16 protein-coding genes and 1 tRNA gene are annotated in these 16,008 nt (G+C 64.5%); 6 read left to right on the forward strand and 11 right to left on the reverse strand.

The window, feature by feature from the left end; all coding sequences use genetic code 11:
• Positions 1-92: 92 nt before the first annotated feature.
• The 6 genes from U1738_RS12310 to U1738_RS12335 form a co-directional block, all read right to left on the reverse strand.
• Positions 93-1,694 (reverse strand): TonB-dependent receptor, encoded by a 1,602-nt coding sequence (locus tag U1738_RS12310; RefSeq protein WP_332789341.1) that lies wholly within the window; start codon positions 1,692-1,694, stop codon positions 93-95.
• Complete coding sequence (locus tag U1738_RS12315; RefSeq protein WP_332789342.1) at positions 1,691-2,590, reverse strand: AAA family ATPase; 900 nt, start codon at positions 2,588-2,590, stop codon at positions 1,691-1,693. The genes U1738_RS12310 and U1738_RS12315 overlap by 4 nt, the downstream gene beginning before the upstream one ends.
• A 5-nt stretch (positions 2,591-2,595) precedes the next feature.
• Complete coding sequence (locus U1738_RS12320; protein WP_332789343.1) at positions 2,596-4,116, reverse strand: XrtA system polysaccharide chain length determinant; 1,521 nt, start codon at positions 4,114-4,116, stop codon at positions 2,596-2,598.
• Between the two features lies 1 nt (position 4,117).
• The gene (locus tag U1738_RS12325) at positions 4,118-4,762 is read right to left on the reverse strand and encodes an XrtA/PEP-CTERM system exopolysaccharide export protein (RefSeq protein WP_443027011.1); all 645 of its coding nucleotides are present in this window, start codon (positions 4,760-4,762) and stop codon (positions 4,118-4,120) included.
• Positions 4,763-4,859: 97 nt separating this feature from the next.
• Positions 4,860-6,092, reverse strand: a complete 1,233-nt coding sequence (locus U1738_RS12330; protein ID WP_332789344.1) for a pyridoxal-dependent decarboxylase, exosortase A system-associated — start codon at positions 6,090-6,092, stop codon at positions 4,860-4,862.
• Complete coding sequence (locus U1738_RS12335; RefSeq protein ID WP_332789345.1) at positions 6,089-7,588, reverse strand: AMP-binding protein; 1,500 nt, start codon at positions 7,586-7,588, stop codon at positions 6,089-6,091. Before U1738_RS12335 ends, U1738_RS12330 begins: the two co-directional genes overlap by 4 nt.
• A 151-nt stretch (positions 7,589-7,739) precedes the next feature.
• Here U1738_RS12335 and U1738_RS12340 point away from each other — a divergent pair, with 151 nt between their 5' ends.
• The 3 genes from U1738_RS12340 to U1738_RS12350 all read left to right on the forward strand — a co-directional run bounded on the left by U1738_RS12340 (position 7,740) and on the right by U1738_RS12350 (position 9,456).
• The gene (locus U1738_RS12340) at positions 7,740-7,982 is read left to right on the forward strand and encodes an acyl carrier protein (RefSeq protein WP_332789518.1); all 243 of its coding nucleotides are present in this window, start codon (positions 7,740-7,742) and stop codon (positions 7,980-7,982) included.
• A gap of 71 nt (positions 7,983-8,053) precedes the next feature.
• On the forward strand, positions 8,054-8,689 hold the full coding sequence (locus U1738_RS12345) for a hypothetical protein (RefSeq protein WP_332789346.1): 636 nt from the start codon (positions 8,054-8,056) through the stop codon (positions 8,687-8,689).
• 38 nt (positions 8,690-8,727) lie between these two features.
• Positions 8,728-9,456, forward strand: coding sequence for a hydrolase 1, exosortase A system-associated (locus U1738_RS12350; protein WP_332789347.1), 729 nt, complete (start codon positions 8,728-8,730; stop codon positions 9,454-9,456).
• A gap of 3 nt (positions 9,457-9,459) precedes the next feature.
• Here U1738_RS12350 and trxB read toward each other — a convergent pair whose 3' ends face one another.
• Entirely contained in the window at positions 9,460-10,425 is a 966-nt protein-coding gene (gene trxB, locus U1738_RS12355; protein WP_332789348.1) for a thioredoxin-disulfide reductase, read from the reverse strand.
• Positions 10,426-10,668: 243 nt separating this feature from the next.
• Between trxB and U1738_RS12360 the strand changes: the two genes are divergently transcribed.
• Positions 10,669-11,277, forward strand: a complete 609-nt coding sequence (locus tag U1738_RS12360) for a peptidylprolyl isomerase (protein ID WP_443027012.1) — start codon at positions 10,669-10,671, stop codon at positions 11,275-11,277.
• 15 nt (positions 11,278-11,292) lie between these two features.
• Here U1738_RS12360 and U1738_RS12365 read toward each other — a convergent pair.
• From U1738_RS12365 to U1738_RS12380, 4 genes are all read right to left on the reverse strand, one after another.
• Positions 11,293-11,369, reverse strand: a tRNA-Met gene (locus tag U1738_RS12365).
• 67 nt (positions 11,370-11,436) lie between these two features.
• A complete protein-coding gene (locus U1738_RS12370) occupies positions 11,437-11,946 on the reverse strand; it encodes a 2'-5' RNA ligase family protein (RefSeq protein WP_332789349.1) in 510 nt (169 codons plus the stop codon).
• A gap of 8 nt (positions 11,947-11,954) precedes the next feature.
• On the reverse strand, positions 11,955-13,835 hold the full coding sequence (locus U1738_RS12375) for a potassium transporter Kup (protein WP_332789520.1): 1,881 nt from the start codon (positions 13,833-13,835) through the stop codon (positions 11,955-11,957).
• Between the two features lie 178 nt (positions 13,836-14,013).
• On the reverse strand, positions 14,014-14,490 hold the full coding sequence (locus U1738_RS12380) for an Lrp/AsnC family transcriptional regulator (protein WP_332789350.1): 477 nt from the start codon (positions 14,488-14,490) through the stop codon (positions 14,014-14,016).
• A gap of 134 nt (positions 14,491-14,624) precedes the next feature.
• Here U1738_RS12380 and ald point away from each other — a divergent pair, with 134 nt between their 5' ends.
• On the forward strand, positions 14,625-15,731 hold the full coding sequence (gene ald / locus U1738_RS12385; protein WP_332789351.1) for an alanine dehydrogenase: 1,107 nt from the start codon (positions 14,625-14,627) through the stop codon (positions 15,729-15,731).
• Between the two features lie 39 nt (positions 15,732-15,770).
• A complete protein-coding gene (locus tag U1738_RS12390; RefSeq protein WP_332789352.1) occupies positions 15,771-15,989 on the forward strand; it encodes a DUF3072 domain-containing protein in 219 nt (72 codons plus the stop codon).
• Positions 15,990-16,008 lie beyond the last annotated feature (19 nt).

The following is a 16,008-nucleotide window of genomic DNA, read 5'->3' on the forward strand; positions in this document are numbered from 1 at the left end:
GTCACCACCTCAAAGGGCGTAGGATATCTCTACACCATCGTCTCTATCCGCAATCGGTTAACCGATCCTTCACTGTGGGGAGGCTCTCCACCTCAGAAGCTGTAGCGAACCCCGACCTGAGCCTGGCCCGAGGTCTGATCCTCGAACCCTTCCTGGCTGAAGTTGTACACCCCCGCCGACAAGGTCGTCCCGACCCGACCGAAGTTCCGGTAATAGCTCGCCGTCGCCCCGGTCGAGAACACCGCCGGCGCATTGCTCAGCCCGCTCTCGTAATAATTGACGAAGACATTGCCGTTGATCCCGGAATTTCGGTCGAGATGCGCGCTCACATAGGCCTGCCCGTAATAGCTCTGGTCGGTCACGCCATAGACCGTGTAGCCGACGCCGCCCGGCGCATAGAGCTTGCGGTTGGCATAGCCCGCACCGACACCGAAGCTGAGCGGCCCGCGATTGGCCGAGATCACCGCATCCACGCCACGCGCGCGGTAGCTGGCGGTGGAGATCGATTGCAGCACGCCGTTGAGGCAAGATCCCGCCGCGCTGTTCGACTGCCCGAACGTGCAACCGGAGAATTGCTGGCTGAACGCATCGCGCTGGTCGACGAAGCTCGACGGCAGCGCCGCGATCCCGTCGCGCAACTGGCGTCCGAACGTATCGACGCTGTCATACACCGCGATCTGGACGCCGATCGAGCGGCTCGCGGCATAGCTGAGCGATCCGGTATAGGTCATGCCGCCATAACGCTTGCCGACACGCGCCTGCAGCGTCGTACGCGGGCTCGGTTTCCACACGAGGCCGGCATCGTAGATCAGCCCGTCCGTCTCGTACGCGATCCGGCGCGGCGACGCCTCGTCGGTCACGAAGCGGCCATTGGCATCGACCACCGGCTGTCCGGTCACGCCGTCCACCACCGGGTCTTTCTGCGACACCTTGATCTTCTCGTATCCCGCACCCGCCGTCAGCGCGAGCGTCGGCAGCACCGGCACGACCACATCGCCGCGCCCGAACCTGCCCTCGTACCTTTGCTTCAACTGGCTGGCATCGTCGCGCTCATACTGGCCCGACACCGTCACGCCCACCGGCAGACCATGACCCGATGCCACCCCGATCGAAGCGGTCGCCAGATGCGTTTTGGAATCGTCGAAATTGTCCAGCCGCGGACTGCCCGGTGCCACGCCGGTAGCCCCCGGTGCCTCCACCTTGGTATAGCCGAAGCGGTAGCTGGCGTTCAGGCTCGCCGGCCCGACATGCGTCGCCACGCTCGGCCCGACATAGGCCGAATAAAGCTGCGTCACATTGTCCTGCCGCCCGGCCAGCACCGCCGGTGCCGCACCGCGAATATCGGAGCGCGCCCGCGTCGCCAGCGCACCGCCGTCGATGCTCACGCCCGGCGCGACCTTCACCGATGCGCGCGCGAGGCCCGAATGCAGATCGTCGTCGCCGTATCTCTTGTCCCAGGAAAAATTGTGCTGGTAATTATAGCTCAGCTGCACCTCGACATTGCGCGTGCTGATCGTCGCATCCACACCCGCCGATGCGGTGGAATAGGTCAGCACGTCGCCGGTCTGCAGATTGGCGGTCAGGACCTGCCCCAGTTCGATATAGGGGGTGATCGACGTTCGCGGGCCCGCCACCGCCGGGCTGGCGGCGAGGAGCGCGACACCCCCGACCACGAGGAATGGAGTCCGCATCATTTCGATTCGTCCTGCGCATAATAGCTGCCGAAGCGGCGACCGCCGGGCGTGAACGACACCGCGTTGAGGATCAGCTGGATCTGTTCGCAGCCATCGAGTTCGCCGACCGCCTCGCGAAGATCGCTTTCCCCCGTCTTATCGGCGCGGACCACGACCAGCACTTGCCCGACCTCGCCCGCCAGCACCGAAGCCGGCGACGCCGCCAGCGCGGGCGGCGAATCGAAGATCAGGATGCGGCGCGGATCGGCAGCGAGCAAAGCGGCGATCAGTTCGCGCGTCCGCCCGCTCGCGAGCAATTCGGTGTCCTGATGCGTCTTGGTACCGGCCGGCAACAGGCTCAGTTGCGGAATGTCGGTGCGTACGACGCAGCTTTCCACGTCGATGCGCGGATCGCCCAGCGCGTCGAGCAGCCCGGCGCTGTCGCGCACGCCCAGCCGGTTCATCACGTCCGGCTTGGCGAAATCGGCATCGATCAGCAGCACTTCGGTATCGCGTTCCGCCGCCATCGAGATGGCGAGGTTGACCGCGCAATAGGTCTTGCCCTCGTCCGGATTGGCCGAGCAGATCAGAATCGTGCGCGACCGGTCCGCATCCTGCCGGCGCACGGTGCGCGCGGTGATCAGCATCTGGCGCTTCACCTGACGGAATTCCTCGGCCAGCGCGCCGATCGCCGCACCGGGCACGAGCAAGCCCTTCTCCTCGAGCATCGCCCGGTCGATCGCGACGCCACCAACCGCGCGAGGTTGCAACGGCACGGGCTTCGACGTCGCCTGGGGTACAACCGGCGCATCCACCTCGTCGTAAACCGGCGCGGCACCGTCACGAGCGCGCAGATGCGCCTCGAAATCGTAGACCTGCGCCGCGCGTTCCAGCAGCGACGGCTTGATTTTACGCATCTCGGTCACGCCGCGAGCCCCCGTGAAACCATTTCGACGCCGAGCAGCGCCACATACGCGGCACCGAGCGCGGCTGCGCCCCCGCCGAAATACATCAGGTTGCGGCGTCGCGCGGCGATCTGCACCGCCGTCACCGCTTCGCCGATCGATCCGATCACCGGCATGCCGGTCGCACGTTCCAGCCGCGCGGCGGTGGCGAAGGTCGTCTTGAGCTGCCCGAATGCGAACGCCGCGCCGATCCCGCCGAAAATCGCGACAATCAACACGCCGGTCAGCAGCATCGGGCGGTTAGGTGCGCTCGGCACGCGCGGCGCGCTCGGTGGATCGATCACGCTGAACTTGATCGAATCGGTCTGGGTCTGCGCCTGCCCGCGCAGCTTGATGTCCTCGCGGTCCGCCAGCATCTTGTCGTACTGATCCTTCAGCACGGAATAATTGCGCTCGATCTGGCCCTGTTCGGCCGCCACCGCCGGGTCGCCCGCCAGCTTCGAATTGATCGTATCAAGATCCCCCTGAAGCTGCGTCTTCCTCATGGTAAGCGCAGCAACCTGCGCCTGCTTGTCGGCCTGCATCGATCGCAGCGACAGATAAAGCGGATTGGCCGAAGACCCGCCAGCGCCACCCGAACCGACCGGCTCGCTGCGCGCGGCGGCGGTGGCCGCACCGAGCTGGCTCTTCAGCGCGATCATGTCCGGGTGATTGTCGGTGAAGCCGCGCGACCGCGCCTCGGCGATCTGCCCCTGGATCGCGGCCAGCCGCGCGCGGGCCGGGCCGGTCGTGACCGTGCCGGCAGCGCCGGCGACCGTCGCCGGGGTGCCCGCCATCTGCCCGTTCACGGCGGCCAGGCTCGATTGCGCGGCGGCAAGATCGCCATCGACCTGCGACAGCGCACTGCGCGAGGCGCTCATCCGATCGGTCAGCGATCCGGTGCCGGGCAAGGATCCCAGATACCGGTTCTGGAAATCGGTCTTCTTGGCTTCCGCGTCCTGCAACTGCTTCTGGCGCTGTTCGAGCTGCGCATCAAGGAAGCGCAGCGACTGGCTCGTCTCGTCGCGATCACCCGCCAGGTTTTCCTCGACGAAGATATCGATCAATTTCTGCACGATCGCGCGCGTGATTTTCGGGCTGCCACCCTTGGCGCTGATCTCGAACAGATTGTCCTGCTGCGCGGTGATCGTGATCGCCTTTTGCAGGCCAGCCACCCGGTCGGCGACATCGCGATCGGTCTGCACCGTGTTGGCAAGATCGGTGCCGCGCACGACCTTCTCGAGATTGACCGCACTGGTCAGCGTCTGGCGAACCCGGTCCACATCCTTCTGCTGATCGGCGGTGGTGATGCCGACGGTCGAGGGCAGGATCGACTGCATCTGCACGAACACGCGTGCCTTGGATTCATAGGAGTTCGGGATCTGCGACACGAACAGCCACCCGACGATCGCGATCGCCCAGGCCACCGCCATTGCCAGCCAGCGCCGTTTCCAGATCCCGTGCAGCAGGACCCGGACCTCGTCATAAAGTCCGCTCATCTCAGAACATGCTTTCCGGAATGATGATCACATCGCCCGGCGCGAGCCGGACGTTGGCGCGCGAATCACCGTTCTTCAGCAGGCTGGAGAGCTTGAGATTATATTCGACTTGCTTGCCGGTGTTGCGGTCGTAGCGCACCAGCCGTGCCTTGTTGCCCGCGGCATATTGGCTGAGGCCGCCGACCGCGATCATCGCATCGAGCAGGGTCATGTTGGCGCGATACGGGATCGATGCCGGCTTCTCGGTCGCGCCGACGATGCGCACCTGCTGGCTGAACGTGCCGCTGAAATTCTTGACGATCACCGATACGATCGGATCCTTGATGTATTCGCCGAGCGCGATCTTCAGATCGTCGGCCAGCATCGCCGGGGTCTTGCCGACCGCGGGCATGTCGCTGATCAGCGGCGTGGTGATGCGGCCGTCGGGGCGCACCTGAACGTCGGACGACAGTTCGGGATTGCGCCACACGAAGATCTGCAACTGGTCGAGCGGGCCGATGACATATTCCTCGCCCGGCTGCTCCTGCGTCGCGACGAAGCTGGCCGGCGGCAATTGCGAACGGCCCCCGCCGCCCATGCAGCCCGACAACGCGGTGCTGGCGATCGTCGCCATCGTCAGAGCCTTGAAACCGGAACCCATACGCATCTTACAGACCTCCCTGCCGCTCGGTCCGGCGGAGACGTCTCCCCACACGGTCTTCGGGCTATGGTCGGGCTATGCGGTCGGGAGGGTAAAGATTGCGTTAGGAACCGGGCGTATCGGCCAGCAGCTCGGCCGGCATGGGATGGCCGAGAAACGCCGTCGGGCTGGCGGATCGCCCATACGCGCCTGCCAGGAACACGGCGATCAGATCGCCCGGCCCGGCAACCGGCAACGTCACCCGATCGGCCAGGCGGTCGAGCGGCGTGCACAGGCATCCGACCACGCTGACCGTCTCGGTCGGGGCATCGGCCGCGGCAGTGGCGACGGCTACGGGATAATTGCGCTTCACCACCGTCCCGAAATTGCCCGACGCGGCAAGCTGGTGATGCAGGCCGCCGTCCACGACGAGGAACGTCTCGCCCCGGCTCACCTTCCGCTCGATCACCCGCGTCAGGTACACGCCGCATTCCCCGACGATGAAGCGCCCGAGTTCGATCGCGAATTTCGCATCCGACAGGATGTTCGCGCGCCGATCGAGTTCCTGCCCCAGCGCCGCGCCGATCGCAGACAGCTCGATCGCAGTGTCCCCGGCAAAATAGGGAATTCCGAACCCGCCGCCCAGATTGACCAACGGTGGCCGCGCCCCGACCTGCTCCGACAGACGCGCCGCGAGTTGCAGCGTCGCCGCCTGCATCTCGATGATCGCGGTCGAATCCAGCGCTTGCGATCCGGCGAAGATATGAAACCCGCGCCAATCCGCCCCGGCCGCGCGCAGCTTCGCCACTACACCGACGGCGTCCTCCACCTCGATCCCGAACGGAGAGGCGCGCCCACCCATCTTCATGCCCGATCCGCGCAATTCGAAATCCGGATTCACCCGCACGGCAAGGCGCGGCGTGATGCCGATCCGATCGCCGATCGCCAGCGCCCGATCGCACTCGCCGGACGATTCGAGATTGATCGTCGCGCCTGTCCGGATCGCCGCCTCGAGCTCGCTATCCCGCTTGCCCGGGCCGGCGAAGCTGATCGCAGCGGCGGGCTTGGCAGCCAGCGCCACACCCAATTCCCCCGCCGACGCCACATCCAGCCCGTCGAACAATGGCGCCACCGCCGCGACCAGCGCCGGCATCGCATTGGCCTTGATCGCGAAATGCACATCCAGCCCGGCCGGCATATGCGCCCGCAGCGCCGCCGCCCGCGCCCGGACGACGTTCAGGTCATAGACGAACAGCGGCGTATCGCCCTCGGCCGCCCATTGGTCCGCCGCGCGTCCGCCGATCGAAAGTGGCCCCTCGCCCGCAAATTCCGGCGGCACCGGCCCCATCGGCTTCATGACGTCAATTCCCCCTTCAACGCCGCCCGATCCAGCTTCCCATTGGCATTGCGCGGCATTTCCTCCCGCCAGACATACCGCCCCGGCTGCATGAAACTCGGCAGATCCCGCCGCAACCGCGCCCTGAGCGCCGCCTCCGCCGCGCCATCCCCCCGCGCCACCACAACGATCGCCTGGCCCAATCTCTCGTCCTTCACGCCCAGCGCTACCGCCTCGGCCACCTCGCCCCCGGCCAGCACCGCCTCCTCGATCTCGGTCGGGCTGATCCGGTTTCCCGCCGATTTGATCATCTCGTCATCGCGCCCAACGAAGCGAAACAGTCCATCCGCGCCCTGGATCACGGTATCGCCGGACCAAACCGCCTTGCCCCCCGCCGACATCCACTCCGGCGCATCGCGAAACCGCAAGGCCGTACGCTCGGCATCCTGCCAATACCCCTGCGCCACCAGCGGCCCGGCATGCACCAATTCCCCCGCCTCCCCGGCATCCGCACGCGACCCATCCGCCCGCGCGATCCCCACCTCGGCAAACGGAATCGCCTGCCCCATCGCCTCCGGAAACAAATCCACCATATCAGGCGCGAGATAGGTCGATCGAAACGCCTCGGTCAGCCCGTACATCGGGTACAGATCGGCCTCCGGAAACCGCTCGCGCAGCCCTCGGATCAGGCGCGGCGTCAAGGCCCCGCCCGAGTTCGTCAGCCGCTTGAGCCGAGCCGCCGTCTCCACCGGCCATTCCACTTCCAGAAGCTGTACCCATAGAGGCGGCACCCCGGCCAAAGTCGTCGCGCCAAGGCGATCGACCGCCTTCACCACATCCCGCGCGGTGAGATAATCGAGCGGGGCATAGGATGCCCCCGCCGCCCATGTCGAGAATAGCTGGTTCTGTCCGTAATCGAAACTCAACGGCAAAACGCCTAGCACCCGATCGTCCGGCGACAGCTTCAGATAATGCGCCACCGAAATCGCACCGAGCCACATATTGGCATGGCTCAGCATCACGCCCTTGGGCCGCCCGGTCGATCCGGACGTGTAGAGTATCGCGGCCAAATCCACCGGATTGGCAACGGACGGCGGCATGGCATCGTCCGCCGTCACCTCCTCCTCGAACACTATGCGACATCCCGCAGGCACATCCCTCGCCGCCAGCGTGTCCGCCCGCGCGGCTTGCGTCACCAACAGGTTCGCACCGCTATCGCCGAGAATATGCGCAACCTGCGCATGCTTGAGCATCGGATTAATCGGCACATGCACGAGACCGGCGCGAGGTGCTGCCATCGGCAATACGCAAGCCATCCGCGTCTTGGGCAGCCAGCTCGTCACCCGGTCGCCGGGTTGCAAGCCCGTCGCCGCCAGCCACGCCGCCGTGCGCCCGGTCAACGTTTCCAGCCCGGCAAAATCCAGCGCGCCCGCACGATCGATCAGCGCCACGTGGTCGGGCATACCGCGCAACGGCAGCGCATCGATCGGCTGCGGTATCGGATCGAGCGAAATCATCGCCCCTGATACGCAGGGCGCGGGCACACTGCCAAGGCCCGTGCTTGGCATCCCGTACTTGGCATATACGCCGCCAGCCTCTAACGGGCGACCAGAAAACCGGGCCAAACGGGGGCGCGCAAGCTTGCCAGAAGATAGCGACCAGATCGACATGACCGTGCGCGCGACGTTGCGCGACATTTTGGGCGTGAGCCAGGAACGCGTCGATACCTTCCGTAGCGAGACGCCATTGTTCGGCGCATTGCCCGAACTCGATTCGATGGCCGTCGCCGGCTTGCTCACCGAACTGGAGGAACGGCTCGGCATCCTGATCGAGGATGACGAAGTCGACGGCGAGATGCTGGAGACGTTCGGTGCGCTCGTCCGCTTCGCCGCCGCCAAGGCTATTGGGTGAGGATCGGACGTTACGACTGGTCCGGCGGAACCGAGGCGATGCTCCGCTTCGGACCCGATACCGGCCCAGTCGTGATCGCAGCGCTGCCGCTGTTCGAGGAAGCCAATCGCACGCGGGCATTCACCGTCTCGATCCTCCGCGCGCTGGCGGAGCGCGGGATTGCCTCGATCCTGCCCGATCTGCCGGGAACGGGGGAAAGCCTCACCCCGCTCGAAACGATGACGATGCTGCGAATGCAGGGTGCTTACAGCGATCTCGTCTCTGTCACGGATCGGGAGGGACGCCGGGCCTATGGCATCGGCATTCGCAGCGGCACATTGCTTGATGCGCTCGGCCTGTTGTTTGGCCGCTGGCACTTTGCTCCGCAGAACGGCGAAGACCTGCTGCGCGAACTGACCCGAATCAAACAGGCCGAACTCGATATCGCCAAGCCTTTGAGCGATATGTGGTATCTCGACGGCCCTCCCTCCCCGGTCGAAATCGCGGGCAATCCGATAACCGCTGATATGCTGACCGAATTGGCGGCGAAAAAGCCGATAGACGCCGCTCCCTGCCGCGTCGCTCGACTGCTGACTGACCCGAGGCCTGCCGACATCAAATTCGATGTCGCGCCGCTTTGGCGGCGCAGTGAACCGGACAACGATATCGTTCTGGCAGAACAGCTTGCGGATGATATCACGGACTGGATCGCAACATGCGAAGGCTGATCGCTTTCTCCTGCGCTGGCGAAACGCTGGTCGGCACGATGGACGAGGGCCACGGCAAAACCGGCCTGCTGATCGTCTCCGGCGGCAACGAAATCCGCGTCGGCGCACATCGCGGCATGGCCCTGCTTGCCGCCCGGCTGGCCGCTTCCGGCACTCCTGTGTTCCGCTACGATCGACGCGGGATCGGCGATTCGACCGGCGAAAACACTAGCTTCGAACACTCGGCCGAAGACATGATAGCCGCGGTCACCACATTCCGAGCAGAAGCCCCGCATCTCAATCGCATCGTCGGATTCGGCAATTGCGACGCGGCCACAGCCCTCGCATTGTTCCACCAGCAGGCCGGTATCGATGCGCTGGTCCTCGCCAACCCCTGGACGATCGACCAGACCGAAGACCTGCCGCCGACTGCGGCGATCCGCGCGCGCTACGTCGAACGGTTGAAAAATCCGGACACATATCAACGCCTTCTGCGCGGCAAGATAGATTTCGGCAAATTACTTAAGGGCTTATCGAAGATATCGTCGACCAGATCTCAGAATGAGGACGGTCTTGCCGCGCGATTGAAGAGAGCCCTGGTTATCGTGAATAAACCTGTCCACATCATCATCGCCAAGGGCGACGCAACCGCCATCGCCTTTACCGCATCGGGTGCGGGCGCGAGCCTCATCGCGCAAACGGACACGCTCGACAGCGCCTCGCACAGCTTTGCCGGTGCCGCCGACAAGGCCGCACTGGAAACCATCCTCCGCACCGCACTCGACTGAGGATTACTCCGCCGCCTCGGCCAACTCGAACTCCGCCTCCGCCAGAAACCGCTCCGCATCCAGAGCGGCCATGCAGCCGGTACCCGCCGCCGTCACAGCTTGGCGATAGATCTTGTCCATAACGTCGCCGCACGCGAACACGCCGGGTACGCTGGTCTTCGTGCTGCCGGTCTGCACCGCGATATAGCCGTCCGAATCGAGATCGAGATGCCCGCGGAACAACTCCGTCGCCGGATGATGGCCGATCGCGACGAACCCGCCTGCGACATCCAGGCGCGACATCTCGCCGGTCTCCGTGTCGCGCAACTCCAGCGCCACAAGACCGCTGGTGCCGCCGCCATCGATGAACTGCGCGACTTCCTTGTTCCACAATACGTTGACGCTCTTGTGCGCAAACAACCGTTCCTGCAGGATTTTTTCCGCACGGAAGCTGTCGCGACGGTGGATCAACGTCACGTCGGGCGAGTGGTTGGTCAAATACAGCGCTTCTTCCACGGCGGTATTGCCGCCGCCGATCACCGCCACCTTCTTGCCGCGATAGAAGAAGCCGTCGCACGTCGCGCAGGCGCTGACACCCTTGCCCTTCAATGCTTCCTCGCTGTCGAGCCCGAGCCACTTGGCCTGAGCGCCGGTCGCGATGACCAGCACGTCGCCCTCATACACATCGCCGCCATCGCCGATCAGGCGGAACGGGCGCTTGGTGAGATCGACCTCGACGATCGTGTCCCACATCAGCCGCGTGCCGACATGTTCGGCCTGCGCCTGCATCTGCTCCATCAGCCACGGCCCCTGGATCACTTCCTTGAAACCGGGATAATTCTCCACGTCCGTCGTCGTGGTCAGCTGCCCGCCCGGCTGGATACCCTGCACAACGATCGGCGCCATGCCGGCACGCGCGCCATAGATCGCGGCGGACAGGCCAGCGGGGCCGGAGCCGAGGATAAGCATCTTGGTGGTGTGCGTGGTCATGGATTTCGTCCGTACTGGGTTTCGGCGCTTCTAGGGGGCGCTAGCGTCAGGATGCAACATGGGAGCCGCCCTGCTCGCATGAAAGACCAGCGAATCTTGTGGATGGGCAAGCGCCGATTGCCCTCACGTCACCCCGGACTTGTTCCGGGGTCCACAGTGCCGCACACTCGCCGGTGAAGATCGCGCAGCCCGATGGACCCCGGAACAGGTCCGGGGTGACGGTAGCTGGTGTGGAGACGAAGCGTGCTGAAACTGATCCTCGCCCTGACGCTCGCCGCCCAAGCCGCACCCGTCCCTGCGCCGACACCCACCCCGCCCCCCGCCAGCGTCCGCGTCGCGCTCGACACGACGGAAGGCCGCATCGTGATTGAACTGGAAAGAGGCCGCGCGCCGATCACCACCGCCAACTTCCTCAAATACGTCGATCAGAAGCGCCTCGACGGCATCGGCTTCTATCGCACCGCCAAGGCGGGGCCGCATTTCGGCTTCGTCCAGTTCGGCGTGCAGAACGCCCCGAAGCGCGTGCTGCCGCCGATCAAGCACGAGCCGACCACGCTGACCGGGCTCAAGCATCTCGACGGCACGATCTCGATCGCGCGCTACGCGCCCGGTACCGCAAACGGCGATTTCACGATCATGGTCGGCGATCAACCGAGCCTCGATGCCAATCCGGCCGCATCCGGAGACAACCAAGGCTATGCCGCGTTCGGTCATGTCGTCGAGGGGATGGACGTGATCCAGAAGATCTTCGACGCACCCACCTCCCCGACCGCCGGAGAGGGCGTGATGAAAGGCCAGATGATCGTGCCGCCGATCCTGATCAAGGCGGCGCGACGCGTTCCGGCGATCTAAGGAAAAAACCGCGAGTGGTAGCGAAGGAGGGACTTGAACCCCCGACCCCAGGATTATGATTCCCGTGCTCTAACCAACTGAGCTACTTCGCCGTACCCGGTGTGCGGGAACGCGTTTCCACTCGCGAGGCGCGGGCTATAGGAACCGCGCCCGAAGCGGTCAAGCGAACATATGACGCGACAGCGGCTCCCACGGCCCGCCGCGATACCACCAACTCGCCAGCCCGGCGATCGCCACCGGCCGGGGGCGGAATTCCAGCTCCAGTTCGGCCTGCAACGCCTTGGCCTGATACGGTTCTACCTTGTTCTGGATCGTAACGTGCGGCCGCCATCCCGCCGAATCCTGCGGCGTCAGCATCGAGGCGAAGGCATCGCGCAACCCGTCACGGATATCCGCCAGTTCGGGCGATTCGATGCGGAACGCCACGCCGCGCCCGAGCGACATAAGCCCTGCCGCCCGCGCCGCGGGCGCAGGCACACCGCGCGTCTCGCCTGCCAGCCGCTGCTTGAGTTCCACCTCCAGCGACGGCGGCAAGTGATGGAACATCGTCAGATGCGCCGCCAACTGGTTGCGCTCGGGCGGAAAATGCGCGCGCCGCAATCCATCAAAATACGCCGCATCGCTTTTGCCGAACAGCGCCGTCACGATGATCGGCGCCGAAGCAGTCACAGCCTCGCTCAAATCTCGACCTGACTGCCCAGCTCCACCACCCGGTTCGTCGGCAGGCGGAAAAATTCCATCGCGCTTTCCGCGTTGCGCAGCATCCACGCGAACAGTTTCTCGCGCCAGATCATCATCCCCGGCCGCTCCGACGCCAGCAACGTCTGGCGCGAGAGGAAGAAGCTGGTGTCCATCATGCGGAAATCCGCGCCGCACTGCGTGATCCGCGCCAGCGCCGCCGGCACATCCGGTTCCTGCATGAAGCCGTATTTCAGCACCATGCGGTGGAAGCCCTGATCGAGATCCTCCAGATGGCAGCGCCCATCATCGGGATAATATGGCACGTCCATTACCTTGACGGTGAGCAGGATTATACGCTCGTGCAACACCTTGTTGTGCTTGAGGTTATGCAGCAACGCATGCGGCACGCCGGCCGGCGACGAGGTCATGAAAACCGCCGTGCCAGGCACACGCGTGGCTGAGGTCGCGGCGGACTGGATGAACACCTTGATCGGCATCGCCGCCTCTCGCATCCGCTCGATCATCAACTGCCGCCCCTTCGACCAAGTCGTCAGGAACGTGAAGATGATCAGCCCTGCGAGCAACGGGAACCAGCCGCCGGCCGGCACCTTCGTCAGGTTCGCGGCGAAATACGCGCCGTCCACGATGAAGAAAATCGCCAGCAATGGAATGGCATAGCGGCGTTTCCACCCCCAAAGTTTGAACAGGACGACGGCAAGCAGGCAGGTATCGATCAGCATCGCCCCCGTCACCGCGATCCCGTAGGCCGAGGTGAGGTTGGACGAGGTGCGGAAGAACATCACCAGCAGCAACACCATCGTCAGCAGCATCCAGTTGACGAGCGGGATGTAGATCTGCCCCGCCGTCGCCGCACTGGTATGGTCAATGCGCAGGCGCGGCATGAAGCCAAGTTGGATCGCCTGTTGCGTCACCGAAAATGCGCCCGAAATTACCGCCTGTGAAGCAATCACCGCCGCACACGTCGCCAGGATGACGAGCGGCAACTGCAGCCCGGTCGGTGCCAGATTGTAGAACGGGCTGACCAGTGCCGCTGCCCCCTCGCGCGACAGCAACGCGCCCTGCCCCATATAATTCGCCATCAAGGCGGGCAGCACGAAGAACAGCCACGACACCCGGATCGGGTTGCGCCCGAAATGCCCCATATCGGCATACAGCGCCTCCGCACCCGTGACCGCTAGCACGACCGAACCCAGCGCAAGGAATGCCCGCAACGGGTCGAGATAGAAGAATTCCAGCGCGTAATGCGGTGAAAACGCCCAGAGAATTTCCGGCGTCTGCCACACGCTGATCACGCCCAACGTCGCGATCACGGCGAAATAGGTCAGCATGATCGGCCCGAAAAACAGGCCGACTTTCGACGTACCGCTCCGCTGGATCGAGAATAGGCCGATGATGATCACCACCGCGATCGGCAGCACCAGACCGGCGAACGCCGGTGCGGCGACCGCGAGGCCTTCCACCGCCGACAGCACCGACACCGCCGGCGTGATCATGCTGTCGCCGTAGAACAAGGCGGTGGCGAACACGCCGAGCAGGATGATGCCGCGCGACCAGCGCTTCATCTGCGTCCGGCCGGAGATCAGCGCCAGCAACGCCAAGCTGCCACCCTCGCCCTTATTGTCGGCGCGCATGATGATCGAGACGTATTTCAGCGAAACCACGATCATCATCGACCAGAACATCAGGCTGACCACGCCCATGATGTGGACGGTATCGAGTGCCAGCGGATGATGCCCGTGGAACGTCTCGCGGAAAGCGTAGAGCGGGCTGGTGCCGATATCGCCGAACACCACGCCGATCGCGCCGAGCGCCAGCTTGGGCAGGCCGTCCTTATGATGGCCTTCGGACAGGTGCATGTCGCCGCCGGCCGGATCGCGATCTTCGATGGGGATACCGGTGGTCACGGACGGAACATTCGCATCCGCATTACAACGTCATACATCATTGGAAGTTCGCCGACGCGCCCCCTTGGCCCGAAGCCCGGCGGCTTACACCTGCACGAGCGCCCCCGCAAACGTTCTCCGCGAATGACGTTCATGCCGCGCCGCCGAAAAGCGCGTCGGCCTCGCCGCGCGTCGGCACGGCGCGGAGCACGAAACTGCTGCTGATCGTATTGACGCCCGGCAATCGGCCGAGATGTTCGCGGTGCAGCCGTTCGTAATCGTCGAGATCGCGGCAGACGATCTTCAATCGATAATCCTGCGCGCCCGACACAAGAGCGCATTCGACCACCCCGTCGATCTGCGCGACAGCACGCTCGAACTGGGCGAGATCCTCATCGACCTGCGTACCCAGCGTGATGTCGACCAGGGCGGTGACCCGAAAGCCGAGTCGGCGATGCCCGAGATGCGCGCCATAACCCAGGATATGGCCCGACGCCTCCAGCGCCTGAATCCGCCGCGTGCAGGCGGATTGCGACAGGCCGACCCGCGCCGCGATATTGCTCACCGACGCGCGCGCATCGGCGGCCAATTGCTGGAGAATTCCCGAATCGATTCGATCTATCTGCATCATTTCCACCTCGCGAAATGGGATTGCAGAAATATTATGCAAGCAGCGCCTTCGACACCATAGGTCTTTGCAGAGATTCCGGATCGGATTTGCGATAGAGTACAATCATCTCATCTCTGTCGGGAGTTTTCGTGATGCGCGTCGGTGTCCCCAAGGAAATTAAGAACCACGAATATCGCGTCGGGTTGACTCCGCCTTCGGTGGTCGAGCTGGTCGCGCAGGGCCATACGGTGTTGGTGCAGACGGGTGCCGGCATGGGCATCGATTTCGAGGATCAGGATTATATCGACGCCGGCGCGACGATCCTGCCCGACGCCGCCAGCGTGTTCGCCGCCAGCGACATGATCGTGAAGGTCAAGGAACCGCAGCCCAGCGAGATCGCCCTGCTCGAATCGCGCCACCTGCTCTTCACCTATCTTCACCTCGCCGCCGACAAGCCGCAGGCCGAAGGGCTGATGAAGTCCGGCGCGACCTGCATCGCGTACGAGACGGTTACGGCGAACGATCGCTCCCTGCCCTTGCTCAAGCCGATGTCGGAAGTCGCCGGCCGCATGTCGATCCAGGTCGGCGCGCATTATCTCGAGAAGGAACAAGGCGGACGCGGCGTGCTGCTCGGCGGCGTACCGGGCGTGGCACCGGCGCGCGTCGCGATACTCGGCGGCGGCGTGTCGGGAGTGAACGCAGCGCAGATGGCGGTCGGCATGCGTGCCGACGTGACGATCTACGACATCTCGAACGCGCGCCTGGCGGAACTCGACATGTTCTTCTCCAGCCAGATCAAGACGGCCTATGCCAGCAAGGCGGCGATCGCCGCGGCGGTGAAGAATGCGCATCTCGTCATCGGCGCGGTGCTGGTGCCCGGTGCAGCCGCACCCAAGCTCGTTACGCGCGAGATGCTGAAGACCATGAAGCGCGGTTCGGTGCTGGTCGACATCGCGATCGATCAGGGCGGCTGTTTCGAAACCAGCCACGCGACCACGCACGACAATCCCGTATTCGAAGTGGACGGCGTGATCCATTATTGCGTCGCCAACATGCCCGGCGCGGTCGCCCGCACCAGCACCTTCGCGCTCAACAACGCGACGCTGCCGTTCGTGCTGAAGCTGGCCAATCTGGGCGCGGAGGGCGCGATGAAGGCCGATCCGCATCTCGCCAACGGCCTCAACGTTTATAAGGGCAAGATCGCGTTCAAGGCCGTCGCCGACGATCTCGATCTGCCGTTCGAGGCGTGGAACGGATAAGGAACATGGCCGTTGGAGTGTTTCGAAAGGAACACTCCGATGACCGACCAGAACCCGAAAGACCACCCGACCGGCAACGCCGAAAAAGATCCCGACGATTGGACCACCGGCGACGAACCGATGACCGGCGCTCAGGCCAGCTATCTCAAGACGCTGAGCGAAGAGGCGCATGAGGAGTTCGACGATACGCTGACCAAGGCGGACGCCTCGAAGCGGATTGACGCGCTGCAATCGAAAACCGGGCGTGGGGCCGACTGAATTACCTCACCCTAATCGT

Source organism: Parasphingomonas caseinilytica, from assembly GCF_036663755.1.
Lineage (GTDB): Bacteria > Pseudomonadota > Alphaproteobacteria > Sphingomonadales > Sphingomonadaceae > Sphingomonas.

What these genes read in the sequence shown, in the direction of transcription:
- U1738_RS12310 (WP_332789341.1), bottom strand. Translation starts at nt 1,694, where the DNA reads ATGATGCGGACTCCATTCCTCGTGGTCGGGGGTGTCGCGCTCCTCGCC.
- U1738_RS12315 (WP_332789342.1), bottom strand. Translation starts at nt 2,590, where the DNA reads ATGCGTAAAATCAAGCCGTCGCTGCTGGAACGCGCGGCGCAGGTCTAC.
- U1738_RS12320 (WP_332789343.1), bottom strand. Translation starts at nt 4,116, where the DNA reads ATGAGCGGACTTTATGACGAGGTCCGGGTCCTGCTGCACGGGATCTGG.
- U1738_RS12325 (WP_443027011.1), bottom strand. Translation starts at nt 4,762, where the DNA reads ATGCGTATGGGTTCCGGTTTCAAGGCTCTGACGATGGCGACGATCGCC.
- U1738_RS12330 (WP_332789344.1), bottom strand. Translation starts at nt 6,092, where the DNA reads ATGAAGCCGATGGGGCCGGTGCCGCCGGAATTTGCGGGCGAGGGGCCA.
- U1738_RS12335 (WP_332789345.1), bottom strand. Translation starts at nt 7,588, where the DNA reads ATGATTTCGCTCGATCCGATACCGCAGCCGATCGATGCGCTGCCGTTG.
- U1738_RS12340 (WP_332789518.1), top strand. Translation starts at nt 7,740, where the DNA reads ATGACCGTGCGCGCGACGTTGCGCGACATTTTGGGCGTGAGCCAGGAA.
- U1738_RS12350 (WP_332789347.1), top strand. Translation starts at nt 8,728, where the DNA reads ATGGACGAGGGCCACGGCAAAACCGGCCTGCTGATCGTCTCCGGCGGC.
- trxB (WP_332789348.1), bottom strand. Translation starts at nt 10,425, where the DNA reads ATGACCACGCACACCACCAAGATGCTTATCCTCGGCTCCGGCCCCGCT.
- U1738_RS12375 (WP_332789520.1), bottom strand. Translation starts at nt 13,835, where the DNA reads ATGCACCTGTCCGAAGGCCATCATAAGGACGGCCTGCCCAAGCTGGCG.
- U1738_RS12380 (WP_332789350.1), bottom strand. Translation starts at nt 14,490, where the DNA reads ATGCAGATAGATCGAATCGATTCGGGAATTCTCCAGCAATTGGCCGCC.
- ald (WP_332789351.1), top strand. Translation starts at nt 14,625, where the DNA reads ATGCGCGTCGGTGTCCCCAAGGAAATTAAGAACCACGAATATCGCGTC.
- U1738_RS12390 (WP_332789352.1), top strand. Translation starts at nt 15,771, where the DNA reads ATGACCGACCAGAACCCGAAAGACCACCCGACCGGCAACGCCGAAAAA.